Raw genomic sequence first — 3909 nt, forward strand, 5'->3', positions numbered from 1 at the left:
CATTACGGACTTTCACCGATTAGTACGTGCCCATGCTGGGCACACAATAAAAAGGGTAGCAAATAAGATTTCTCCTATCTGCTACCCTTCGTTTTCTAATTTTATGTGTAGTTTAGCCACACATATTATAACATAAATATTAAATTTTTATACATTACCTGCATAATCTACATTTAAAAACATAGCTGCTTCTTTAGTTCTTCTTCTGTAAAGTCCTTCTATTCTTTTTCCTCCGCCATTACTCCAAGCGACAAAATTAGCTGTAATTGTATTTTTACCCCTTATTCCATTACATATATTTTTATATAATGTTGAGCCTAAAAGACCTGCTGTTCCACAATTATATGCAAAGCTTACTAATGCATCAAATTCATGCTGTTTTAATGTAATACCTTTAGAAAGTAAATCACTTTTTACTACTGGAGCATATTTATTTTCAATTAAATCTTTTAACATACTTGTTGCCTGTTCCTCTGTTACATATTCCAAGCCTTCTATTTCTTTTCCTGTCATTCCATAACCTAATGTTTTTACACCTACACAATCTATATAAGGTTTAGAAAAGTAACCTTCCCAGCTCTTAATAAAATCTATACACTTTTCTGATACTAAATATCCTTTTTCTATCCATGCACCTGTACAATCAAAGCTATATTCTTTACCATCAATTATTTTAGTACAGTTACCATATAGTTGCCCTTTATATCCTGTAGAATTGGGTTCTAAGTAATACCATTTATCTTTATCTTTTAACCATCCTATTTTCATAGCTCCATTTTCATCTAAGTAATACCATCTTCCGTCTTTATCTTTTATCCAACCAGTTTGCATTATACCTTCATCATTTAAATAGTACCAAGTTCCATTATCTTCATACCATCCTCTTACAACCTTTCCATCTTCACCTTGAACACACCATTTCCAATTAGACATTGCTCATTCCTCCTTATTAATATAAAAGAAAAAAGGTAGCTATAATTGCTACCTAAATTACTCATTATTTTTTCTATCTTTACTAAAATAAAATGCAATAATCATTGTATATATAGTTATAAACTCTGTTGTTAGCTTATTAGTACAAGCAAGAATTGCAAAAACTATAGTCATAATTACAGCTATAAGCCACCTAGCACTAGTTACTTTATTTAGTAATCTATCCATCTTAATTCCTCCTACTTTTCAATTTTATTTTTAATTTCTTTTACATCTTCCTTTATATCCTCAACAACATTAAATTTTTGAGCTAAAGTATCTAATAAATCCTGATATTTATTTTCTCTATTTCCTGTTGTTTTTAAAACATATAATAGTAGAAAAACAAATAATGCATATCCTAATCCCTGACTTAAAGCCATTTTCATTAATTCATCCATATAACACCTTCCTTAATTTTGTATATAAGAAAAGACACCTACATTTTGTAAGTGCCTTTAATAATCTTTATATTAATTTTCTCTTATTTCAAATCCAACGACTTTATCATGTACTAAATACTCTGTATTACCCTTTGCATTTGTTATTTTAAATATTGGACTTTCTGTTTCATCTAAATCTCTGCCTAAGAACCAATTCTTAAATTTTTCAATTTGATTCTTATCTGTTCTTTTAATATTTCCATCTACCATTTCTATATATAGACTTCCATCACCTTCAGGTTCATCTGGTTCAACAATATCTTCTTTAGTAACTGTAACTATGCAATCAGCAGTTAAGTCTGTACCTTTTATCTTAGCTGTTACTGTGCAAGTTCCTTCTTTAATTCCAGTTACTTTACCATTAGAATCTACTGTTGCAATGTTTTCATCAGAGCTTGACCAAATTACATCTACAGCTGATGGCGTTGTAGTTGCTGTTATTTTCTTTGTACTACCTTCTTTTAAAGTTAATGATTGTTTATCTAATGATATTGATTCAGTATATGGTAATAACTCACCATCTTTGTCTATATCTATGGCATCAATTGTAATTCCTGCATTTATACCAGAAGTTTTAGTTATAGTTACTTCATGAAATGTATTGCTTAAATCTATTTTTTCATATAATAATATTTCAGGAGTATAATTACCATCATAATTCAATTGACTATATGTTTCAGTTTCTCCATCTATTTTTATAATTACATTATCATCTCTATTTTTATACTTTTCTGCAATTATTCTAAGTTTATTTCCAGTAAAATTAAATTTAACTACAATATCTTTTTCTGAACCACTATGATAAGTATTATTATAGAATTCTCCGTTTCCTTGACTGGTTGTTGACCAAATACCGCTATACATTATATTTGAATTTGTATCATCATATCTTTTCCATCCAATCTCAGGTTTTATAAGCTTATCTCCAACTTTAGCACTGTTTTCTACAGTATTATTTAAATTACTAGTTCCTATTTCAAAACTATCATCTGCAAAAGCATTTATAGTATATGCTCCCATAATACTTAATACCATCACAAACATTATAATTATCTTCTTAAATTGTTTATTCATTTATTATTTCTCCCCCTCTACTATCTTCTGTTGCTCATTTATAATTCTATTCAACTACAAGAACTGGTATTTTTATTATAACTTTTCCTGATGGGGGAATATCTCCAACATTAACTATAATATTTTTAGCTGTTGAACTTGAATCAATTGTTCCTTGAGTTGTTGTTACTCCACTAGGTATAAATTGAATATGATTAGGAGCACTATCAGTAATAACTACTGATTTAGCAGTTTTATCACTTGTGTTAGCAACTTCTATTGTATATGTAAAATTATCTCCTACATACACAGAATCTACATCTGCTGTTTTTAGAACTTTTAATTGTGCCTCCGTAACTCCCTTAAATATTATAGATACTTGACCACTAGCATTATTAGTATTATCGCCTTTGGCATAAGCAGTGTTAATTATATACTCTTGTTCTGGATCTGTTGGTTTAGGTTCAGTATCTTCTTTTGTAACTGTAACTATACAATCAGCTTTTATATCTGTTCCTTTAATTTGTGCTGTTATTATGCAATTTCCTTCTTTAACTCCAGTTACCTTACCATTTTCATCTACCTTAGCTATATTTTCATCAGAGCTTGACCATTGTATATCAACAGCTGATGAAGTAGTAGTTACTGTTAACTTATCTGAGGTATTTTCTTTTAAATTTAGTGATGGTTTATCTAATGATATTGATTTGTTCGGATCTGCTAAATAACCATTTTCATTTATATCTACGGCATCTAAATCAATCCATCCAGATTCTAAATTTTTTAGTTCTATTTTATGAATTTTTTTACTCATATTTGTTTTTTCAAATAGCACTGATTGATATGATGTATTTCCATATTGAGAATATAACTGTTCTTCTTTATCATCTATTATTATTTTCATCTTAGATGAATAATTGTGAGTTATACTTCCTATTAATCTTACTTTATCCGAATAAACATAAAAAATCATACTATCTAAATTCTTAGATGATATTACAGTACCTTTATAATAATTACTATAACTATAAGTGTTCCACCCATTGCCTATATATTTAATATTAATATTGCTTTCATCATATCTTTTCCAGCCATCTTCTGGTTGGAATAATTGTTGTCCAACTGTTGCTGCATTAGCTATTATTCCATTTTGAATTGCTCCAACTCCAATAATTGTTAATACCATTACAAACATTATAATTATTCTTTTATAACAATTTTTCATTATCATTTCTCCCTTATCTCCATTATTGAACGCGTTCATAAAATATTTTAACTTTATATATGGTAAAAACCAACAATAATCGTAATACAAATTCCTTTATATCTAAGAAATTTAGTAAATTTTTACTTTTTGTATTATAGTTAATTTTAAGTTACTATTTTATAAATCGAGTAGGAGCTAAATAATTATTTTATTTAGCGTCCTCTCACACCACCG

At 28.3% G+C, this 3909-nt stretch carries 5 protein-coding genes; all 5 read right to left on the minus strand.

Annotated features, from left to right (window positions below; genetic code table 11):
* Nucleotides 1–147: 147 nt before the first annotated feature.
* The 5 genes from RYM86_RS18410 to RYM86_RS18430 all read right to left on the minus strand — a co-directional run bounded on the left by RYM86_RS18410 (nt 148) and on the right by RYM86_RS18430 (nt 3693).
* Nucleotides 148–933: a glycoside hydrolase family protein gene (locus tag RYM86_RS18410; RefSeq protein WP_315082295.1), complete on the minus strand. Its 786-nt coding sequence runs from the start codon at nt 931–933 to the stop codon at nt 148–150.
* Between the two features lie 57 nt (nt 934–990).
* On the minus strand, nt 991–1161 hold the full coding sequence (locus tag RYM86_RS18415) for a hypothetical protein (RefSeq protein WP_039308494.1): 171 nt from the start codon (nt 1159–1161) through the stop codon (nt 991–993).
* An 11-nt stretch (nt 1162–1172) separates the two neighbouring features.
* Nucleotides 1173–1373, minus strand: coding sequence for a BhlA/UviB family holin-like peptide (locus RYM86_RS18420; RefSeq protein ID WP_315082296.1), 201 nt, complete (start codon nt 1371–1373; stop codon nt 1173–1175).
* A 72-nt stretch (nt 1374–1445) separates the two neighbouring features.
* On the minus strand, nt 1446–2489 hold the full coding sequence (locus RYM86_RS18425) for an Ig-like domain-containing protein (RefSeq protein WP_315082297.1): 1044 nt from the start codon (nt 2487–2489) through the stop codon (nt 1446–1448).
* 46 nt (nt 2490–2535) lie between these two features.
* Complete coding sequence (locus RYM86_RS18430) at nt 2536–3693, minus strand: Ig-like domain-containing protein (RefSeq protein ID WP_315082299.1); 1158 nt, start codon at nt 3691–3693, stop codon at nt 2536–2538.
* Between the last annotated feature and the right edge of the window lie 216 nt (nt 3694–3909).

It is taken from the genome of uncultured Clostridium sp. (genome assembly GCF_963527835.1).
In the GTDB taxonomy this organism is placed as follows: domain Bacteria; phylum Bacillota; class Clostridia; order Clostridiales; family Clostridiaceae; genus Clostridium.